This is a genomic window from Bradyrhizobium guangdongense, assembly GCF_006483445.1.
GTDB classification, from domain to species: domain Bacteria; phylum Pseudomonadota; class Alphaproteobacteria; order Rhizobiales; family Xanthobacteraceae; genus Bradyrhizobium; species Bradyrhizobium guangdongense_A.
Genome location: NZ_PPPT01000054.1, coordinates 1 through 7,542 on the forward strand (window position 1 = coordinate 1; position 7,542 = coordinate 7,542).

Sequence of the window (7,542 nt, forward strand, 5' to 3'; positions counted from 1 at the left end):
ATAATCGCCGTTGATCGCGCGGTTGATGATGAACACCGTCGCCATCTCGTGTTGCGCCGAGGTCAGGAAGATCACGGCCGAGACCGTCGTCATGGCGCGGACGAAGGAATAGACCAGCGCCGTCACGATGGCCGACGACAGGTTCAATTCCACAAACGCGATTTTGCCGGCGACCACGACGAGGACGCTGGCCAGCGCCACGCGCAGCACGGTCTCCGGCACGCGCGTCGCGCTGTAGCTGCCGATGACGATGCCCGGCAGCGATCCCATCAGCAGCACGCCCATCAGCGACCAGTCGACGTCGCCGAGCGCCCAGTGGCCGATTCCCGCCACCAGCGTCAGCGGCACGGCATGTGCGATGTCGGAGCCGACGATGGTCGCCATCGGCAGGCGGGGATAGAGCAGCAGCAGCACGGTCACGCCGACCGCGCCGGCGCCGACGGACGAAATCGAAACCAGCACGCCCAGCACGATCCCGGTGATGACGGTCGCGATCGCGGTGGTGCGTTCGTCGACCCCCTCCAGGCGTTGCCGATAGCGCTCCAGAATGGATTTTCGGAAGATCAGCGACGTCGCGGTCAGCGCCAGCGCAAAGCACAGCACCAGGTTGACCAGATTGCGCTCGGCGTCGCTCTTGAGGTCGAGCTTCCAGAGCACGAGCAGCGTCAGCGCGCTCGCCGGGATGCTGCCGCAGGCGAGCCGCAAGACCGCGGGCCAGTGCACGCTGCGCGACCAGCCATGGACGACGCTGCCGCCGGCTTTGGTGGCGGCGGCATAAAGCAGATCGGTTCCGACCGCGGTCGACGGGTGCACGCCGAATAGCAGGATCAAGAGCGGCGTCATCAGCGACCCGCCGCCGACACCGGTCATTCCCACAAGCAGGCCGACGCCAAAGCCCGATGCGACGTAAAGCGGATCAATCATGTCTGGGAGGAATCTAGGTCTATCTCGTTGGTCAGGCAATACGACGTAGAATAAACTTGCTTCTGACTGCAACCGATTGGAGCGAATAAGAAAAATAATGCTCCCGCATCGAATGCGGGAGCCGAATTGACCTACTCAGGATGATTTGGCGAAACAGACGTTTTCCGAGCCGCTGATGGGCCGGACCGGCCTACCGGCCAAAGGCCAGCACGTGCAGGCCGAGCCGCTGCCGCACGATCCAGAACAGCAGCACCGTTTCGAAGGTTAGCGAGATCGAGGTGGCCGCCGCGGCGCCATGGCCGCCGAAGCGCGGCACCAGCGCGATGCACAGGATGACGTTCATGACGAATGCCAGCGCGTAGGCGAGTGCACAGATCTTCTGGTGGCCGAGCATGTTGAGCAGGCGCTCGACCGGGCCGATCGCCGCGCGCACGACGAGGCCGATCGCGGCCACGAACATGATGTCGTAGCCGATAACGAATTGCGGCCCGAACAGCCAGAGCAGCGGCTTGCCGATCGCGAGCAGTGCGATCGTCGCGGCCAGCGACGGCCAGAACGTCCAGGCGATGGCGTGCGCAACGTAGGCCGACAGGCGTGCCTTGTCGCCGAGCGCGTTGTATTCGGCGAAGCGATGCGCCGTCGTTGCCGACATCGCGTAGTGAATGAACGAGACCAGCGCCAGCGTCTTGACGACGGCGAAATAGACGCCGACCTCGTCAGACGGGCGGAATTGCTGCAGCACCAGCACGTCGGTGTAGGACAGCAGCAAATAGAAGCTCTCGACCAGCAGGATCGGCAGCGAAACCGCAAGCCAGCCGCGGATGTCGTAGGCCTTGGGGCCGGCCTCGATGTGACCCGACAGCTTGTGGTTCAGCACCACCATCTGTCCGGCCATCGCGATCCATACTGCGCCCGCGCTTGCGACCATCGCGGCGGTGGCGCCGAGATGAAAGCCGAGCACGAAGGCGGCGGCGGTGATGCCGATAATCAGCGCCTGGCGTATCACGAATTGCGGCATCAGGCCGAGCTGCATCCAGTCATGCGAGCGCGCGATGCCGTCCTGGGTGTTGGCGACGACGAAAGCGGGTAGCGTCATGCAGCCGATATAGAGCGGCAGTTCGGCCGCCGGATCGATCCACGGCGACAGCAGCTTGACGATACCGGCAAGCGCCAGCGAGACCAGCGCCGAGACGATGAAGGTCAGCCAGCGGCTGCCCGAAAGGAAGCCGCGCAGCAGCGCATGCTCGCCGCTGGTGCGGTATTCCGGAATGATCTTTTGCGCTGACGCCGAGATGCCAAAGTCCATCATGCTGCCGAGCAGCAGCACCCAAGTCCAGACATAGACGTAGATGCCGTAATCGGAGGTCCCCATCCAGCGTGCGAGCAGGATCTGGGAGAGGTAGGCCATGCCGGCGCTGATCACGCGGATGATGAAGATGGTGCCGGCGAGCCGCCGGGTCAGCGAAGCCTCGCTCGTGCCGCCGCCACCGCCAGCCAGTTTCGCGCGCAGCCGTGCGATCAGGCTGACAGGCCCTGTCGTTGCGCCTTGTGCGTCCATCACGGCCACGTCGAAGCCCCTTAACGTGCCGCATGCTGCGGCAGGGTCTGGCGTAGCAACCATTCGTTAAGAAACGGTTGGGTGGAGCGGGGTCCACCCCGAGGGTCGTCCTGGCGAAAGCCAGGACCCATTACCCCAGGGAGAAGTGTGGCGAAGACTCGTGGTCGCCAACTCGTACCATAACCACATCCTGTGGTTATGGGTGCTGGATCGGCGCTCGCTACTGGACAACGCTGCGCGTTGCCAGGCGCTCTCTTGTCCAGGACGACTAGTCCAGATTCGTATTGAACTCGTACGACTTCTCCGCACCGACCAGCGTGAACTTCAACGCTGCACCGTCGGGCTTGGCGCCGGGCGGTAGTCCTTCGAGGTCGAAGGCGAAGCGCTTGACGCCTGTGGGGCTGTCTTTCAGCGGCTCCGGGATCGGCAGCGCCCAGTCGGGCGTCGGGCCCTCCACGAACAGATTGACGTTGCGCGCATCGGGCGTGACGACGTCGACCACGACCTTGTTCGCGCCCTCGCGCTTGACGTCGCGGATGGTCAGCGGATTGGGATCGCCGATATTGGCGGGCTTCGGCACGGTGTCGAGTGCGGCGAACAGGGCCGCATCTTCGGTCGAGGCGACGCTGTTGAAGCCGAGCTCGGCCTTGGCCTCGACGGGAATGCAGAGCTTTTCACAGACCGCATAGTTGATCTCGGCACGCAGCGTCACCGGCTTGTCGGCGGCCTTGGCGACGATGCGCAAGGGCAGCACGATCAGGTCGTGATAGCCGATCGAATGGCCGCCGGCACCGTCATCGAATTTCAACGGTGCAGGCCAGAGCACGGTCACCGCCTCGACATTGTCGGACTTCGAAAAATCGAATCGCGGCGGAACGCCGGAATCGCCCGGCGAGCGCCAGTAGGTTTTCCAGCCGCGCTGGAGCTGGAACGCGATCCCGCCCAGCAAAACCGCGCCGCTGCGCGACCCCGCCAACAGTCGGACGGCGGAATGGCTGTCGCGCTGCCAGGGCGAGGCATCGTCGGCGTGGACGACGGCCGGGTGTGCCGACACGAACAGGGTTGCGGCGACGGCGATCGCGCGATGCTTGGGAACTAAGCTGAACATGGCACGTCTTTACAGGCTCACCCCAGCGCAAACCATTGAATTGCTTGTGAAGCAAGCCCCGGAAATCCGAGTTCGCAAGCCTTGATTTGACAGCCGCAAAACCCGACATCAGGATAGGAATGCAAACCGGAGTGCTTCACCATGGCTCCTGAAGGTAAAAGGACTGGCGACAGCACCCGAAAGGCCGGCCCCGCGGTCCCGGCGTCGGCCGGTTATCTCGACGGCCGGCTCCTGATCGCCATGCCCGTCATGGGCGACTCCCGCTTCGAACGGTCGGTGATCTATCTCTGCGCCCATTCCGCCGAAGGCGCGATGGGTATCATCGTCAACCATCCGGCCGGCAGCATTGATTTCCCGGAACTGCTCCAGCAGCTCGGCATCATCAAGAAGGGCGCGCAGATCAAGCTGCCGGAAAACGCCGAAAGCATGAAGGTGCTGCGCGGGGGCCCGGTCGATACCGGCCGTGGCTTCGTGCTGCATTCCAGCGACTTCTTCATCGAGAACGCCACGCTGCGGATCGACGACGGCGTCTGTCTCACGGCGACCGTGGATATCCTGAGAGCGATCGCCAACGGCTCCGGCCCCAAGCACGCCATCCTCGCGCTGGGCTATGCCGGCTGGGCGCCGGGGCAGCTCGAGACCGAGATCCAGAGCAATGGCTGGCTGCATTGCGACGCGGACGCCGATCTGATCTTTGGCGACGACGTCGACGAGAAGTACGGCCGCGCCTTGCGCAAAATCGGGATCGATCCCGGCATGCTGTCGAATGAGGCGGGGCACGCCTGACTTCGTCGTCCTGGCGAAAGCCAGGACCCATTACCCCAAGAGCAAATTGTTGCGGGGAGCTGGTGGCCAACAGTCTTCGTCGAACCACGGCCTGTGGTAATGGGTCCTGGGTCGCGCTTCGCTTGCCCAGGATGACAATCACTCCGCCGCCTGCTGCTGCACCGTCGGCTCGGTGCCGGCCACCGTGGCGCGGCGCATGTCGCGGGGTTGCGACTGGTCGTAGCGGCGGACGCGGTGCATGGTCTGGCGGTTGTCCCACATCACGAGGTCATGCAGCTTCCATTTGTGGACGTAGACGAACTCTGCTTGCGTCGCGTGCTCGTTGAGGTCGCGCAGCAGAAGCCGTCCTTCCGGCATGGTCATGCCGACGACCCTGCCCGCATGCGATGAGAGATACAGCGACTTGCGGCGATGGACGGGGTGCGTGCGCACCAGCCGCTGCAGCACCGGCTTGAACATCGCCTTCTCGTCGTCGGTATATTCGGTGAAGCCTAGCGAGCCGCGCGAATACATCAGCGAGTGCTCGCAGATCAGGTCGTCGATCTCCGCTTTGGTTTCGTCGTCTAGCGCATCGTAGGCCGCGCGCATGTCGGCGAATTCGGTGTTGCCACCCTTCGGGTTCACCACCCGCGCCGACAGCAGCGAGAACTTTGCCGGGATCGGCCGGAACGAGCTGTCGGAGTGCCAGAGGCAGTTGCCGAGATTGAACAGATTGGCGCGGCTGTCCCTTGCGAGCGGCTTGCCGTCCTTGCCGAGATTGGAGACGTCGTTCAGGCCCGAGCTGAGGCGGTACTCATCGGCTTTGGTGATGTTGCCGCCGCGCGCATCTTCGCGCTGACCGAAATTGAGCGCAAAGGCCATCTGCTGCTCGTCGGTGATGTCCTGGTCGTGAAAGACAAGCACCGCGTACTTGTCCATGGCCGCCTCGACCTCGCGCGCCTCGTCCTTTGTGAGCGGCTGGCGCAGATCGAGGCCGGACACCTCACCGACAAAATGTTTCTGAAGCTGCCGGATGGCAATCGTCATGGCATCTCTCCCGCACCTGCGAGCGGTTCTCCGCTCCGTTTGCGGAAAAAGCTACTCCCGCACCCGACGATGTCAACGCTTCCGCGGCATACCTCTTACGCGTTCCGTGCCATTAACCCGCCGTCGACCGGAATGACCGCGCCGGTCAGGAACGATGCCGCCGGCAGACACAGGCTCAGCGTGATATGCGCGACCTCCTCGGGATCGCCGTAGCGGCCGAGTGCGGTGCGGCGCTTGGCGTAAATGGTCTTATGTTCTTCCGAGATGCGATCGGTGATGGCGGTGCGGATCGGGCCGGGGCAGATGCAGTTCACCGTAATACCTTCGCGGCCGAGCTCGACGGCGAGTGAGCGCGTCAGGCTTGCGACGCCGCCCTTGGCAGCCGAGTAGGCGCTGTGCGTCGCGGTGGCGCCGAGCGCTTCGGTCGAGGCGATGTTGACGATGCGCGGGCTCCTTGATTTGCGCAGGTAAGGCAGCGCCGCGCGGATGATGCGCGGATGTGCCGTCAGCATCACCGCGATGCCTTTTGCCCAGGCGTCTTCGTATCCGGGATCGTCGATCGGAACGCGCACGGAAATTCCGGCATTGTTGACGACGGCATCGAGCCCGCCGAATTGCGCTGCGACCGCATCGACCACACGCGTAATCTCGTTGGGGTCGGAGACATCAAGTTTCCATGCCTTTGCCTTGCCGCCGCTAGCCGCGATCTCTCTTGCAACGGCTTCCGCACCCGCGCCATCGTAGTCGGTGACCGCGACATTCGCGCCCTCTGCGGCAAAGACGCGCGCGGTTGCGCGTCCCATTCCGCTGGCGGCGCCGGTGACGAGAACGGTCAGTCCCTTCACGGACCGGCTGAGCTCTTTGAACTCGGACATGCTGCTTCCCTGGTCGTTGTTTGTTTCTTGTTATGAGATTGACAAGGCTGGCACTGATCCGCACACAGGTCAAACAAACCAAAAAGAAGCGGAGGATCACGCGATGAACGAGCTCGATTTCAGCGGCAAGCAGGTGCTGGTGGTCGGCGGATCCAGCGGTATCGGCAACGGCATCGCGCAAGCCTTTCGCATCAGGGGCGCGCAGGTGGCGGTCTGCGGCACGCGCGCCAATGCCAAGGATTATTCGTCGGAAGACGGTTCCGATCTCACAGGGCTCACATATGCGCAGCTCGATGTCAGCAATGCCAATGCAATCGAAGCGTTCAAGCCGTCCTTCGATCGGCTGGATGTGCTGGTCCTCGCGCAGGGCGCGGTGATCTATCGCCGCGGCGAATTCGAGATGGCGGGATTTCGCAAGGTCGTCGAGGTCAATCTGATGAGCCTGATGGCGTGTGCCACGCGCTTTCATTCCATGTTGCGGGATTCCAAGGGTTCGCTGATCATGGTGTCGTCGACGGCGGCCTATCATTCCACCATGGGCAACCCGGCCTACAACGCATCCAAGACCGGCGCGGTCGGTCTGACGCGAACGCTTGGCGAGGCCTGGGCGGAGGACAAGATCCGCGTCAACGGCATCGCGCCGGGTCTCGTCGACACCAAGATGACGAAGGTGACGACGGCAAATCCCAAACGGCTCGAAGGGGCGCTGTCGCGTATTCCGCTGCGGCGATTGGGCACGCCGGCCGACATGGCGGGCGCTGCGCTGTTCCTGGCCTCGCCGTTGTCGTCCTACATCATCGGCCAGACCCTCGTGGTCGATGGCGGGCTGATTCTCTAGGCAAGTTGGAACTGCGACGCGCCTGATCGGTTACTCCGGCTGACCCCCGAGGGAGAGAGCCAGCATGGACAAGGATCGGATCGTCGGATCAGCCAAGGAGTTTGCCGGGCGCGTAGAAGGCGCTGTCGGCGATGTCGCAGGAGATGCAAAGACGCAGGCCTCCGGCCGCGCACGTGAAGCCGCAGGCTCCGTGCAGAATTTGTACGGCCAGGCGAAGGATGCCGTGAGCGAGGCCGGTGAAACCGCCGCCGCTTATGCCAAGGATGCCTATGAGTCAGGTGGCGAGACGCTGCGCGATGGCTCGCAGGCGTTGGTGAAGCGGGTGCACGACAATCCGCTCGGCGCGCTCATGGTCGCAGGCGGTATTGGCTTTACGCTGGCACTGCTGATGTCGCGGCCGGCGCGCCGTCCGCCGCCGCGCTGGCGC

General features: G+C 63.8%; 7 protein-coding genes and 1 pseudogene. 3 read left to right on the forward strand and 5 right to left on the reverse strand.

Going from position 1 to position 7,542, the window contains the following annotated elements; genetic code table 11:
• Positions 1 to 105 precede the first annotated feature (105 nt).
• The 3 genes and pseudogenes from C2U70_RS08310 to C2U70_RS08320 form a co-directional block, all read right to left on the reverse strand.
• Positions 106 to 924 (reverse strand): annotated as a pseudogene (locus tag C2U70_RS08310) (sulfite exporter TauE/SafE family protein); the annotation flags it as partial.
• Positions 925 to 1,114: 190 nt separating this feature from the next.
• Complete coding sequence (locus C2U70_RS08315; protein WP_186294136.1) at positions 1,115 to 2,491, reverse strand: flippase; 1,377 nt, start codon at positions 2,489 to 2,491, stop codon at positions 1,115 to 1,117.
• A 259-nt stretch (positions 2,492 to 2,750) separates the two neighbouring features.
• Positions 2,751 to 3,590, reverse strand: coding sequence for a protein-disulfide reductase DsbD domain-containing protein (locus C2U70_RS08320; protein ID WP_140977520.1), 840 nt, complete (start codon positions 3,588 to 3,590; stop codon positions 2,751 to 2,753).
• 141 nt (positions 3,591 to 3,731) lie between these two features.
• Between C2U70_RS08320 and C2U70_RS08325 the strand changes: the two genes are divergently transcribed.
• Positions 3,732 to 4,376: a YqgE/AlgH family protein gene (locus tag C2U70_RS08325; protein WP_140977521.1), complete on the forward strand. Its 645-nt coding sequence runs from the start codon at positions 3,732 to 3,734 to the stop codon at positions 4,374 to 4,376.
• A gap of 138 nt (positions 4,377 to 4,514) precedes the next feature.
• On the opposite strand, the gene C2U70_RS08330 is transcribed toward C2U70_RS08325, so the two are convergent.
• The gene (locus C2U70_RS08330; protein WP_140977522.1) at positions 4,515 to 5,402 is read right to left on the reverse strand and encodes a TauD/TfdA dioxygenase family protein; all 888 of its coding nucleotides are present in this window, start codon (positions 5,400 to 5,402) and stop codon (positions 4,515 to 4,517) included.
• Between the two features lie 95 nt (positions 5,403 to 5,497).
• Positions 5,498 to 6,277 carry an SDR family NAD(P)-dependent oxidoreductase gene (locus C2U70_RS08335; RefSeq protein ID WP_186294137.1) on the reverse strand — a complete coding sequence of 260 codons (780 nt, stop codon included), beginning with the start codon at positions 6,275 to 6,277 and terminating at the stop codon, positions 5,498 to 5,500.
• Between the two features lie 103 nt (positions 6,278 to 6,380).
• On the opposite strand from C2U70_RS08335, the gene C2U70_RS08340 reads away from it, so the two are divergent.
• Both C2U70_RS08340 and C2U70_RS08345 read left to right on the forward strand, forming a co-directional pair.
• Complete coding sequence (locus C2U70_RS08340; RefSeq protein ID WP_140977523.1) at positions 6,381 to 7,115, forward strand: SDR family NAD(P)-dependent oxidoreductase; 735 nt, start codon at positions 6,381 to 6,383, stop codon at positions 7,113 to 7,115.
• A 64-nt stretch (positions 7,116 to 7,179) separates the two neighbouring features.
• On the forward strand, positions 7,180 to 7,542 hold a 363-nt coding region (locus tag C2U70_RS08345), incomplete at its 3' end, for a CsbD family protein (protein WP_140977524.1).